This is a genomic window from Flavobacterium sp. FlaQc-49, assembly GCF_044005985.1.
GTDB lineage: Bacteria > Bacteroidota > Bacteroidia > Flavobacteriales > Flavobacteriaceae > Flavobacterium > Flavobacterium cupriresistens.
The window spans coordinates 1-255 of sequence record NZ_JBIPCS010000062.1; the positions used below are offsets into that span (position 1 = coordinate 1).

Annotated in this window: 1 rRNA gene; it reads right to left on the reverse strand. The window is 42.0% G+C overall.

Annotation, left to right across the window (positions count from 1 at the left end):
- Positions 1-188: 188 nt before the first annotated feature.
- Positions 189-255, reverse strand: a 16S ribosomal RNA gene (locus ACHRV3_RS23075); the annotation flags it as partial.

Sequence of the window (255 nt, forward strand, 5' to 3'; positions counted from 1 at the left end):
CAGACTCGAACTGCCGACCCCTACATTATCAGTGTAGTACTCTAACCAGCTGAGCTACGAGACTCTGTTTTACTTAAATTTATTATTTGAACTAACAGCAAGAGTAATAAAATTTCATGATTCAGAACCATTTAGATCTGCATCTTTTTTCCTAACCGTGCAATTGCTTGCTAACACTTAGGCTCTAGAAAGGAGGTGTTCCAGCCGCACCTTCCGGTACGGCTACCTTGTTACGACTTAGCCCTAGTTACCAGT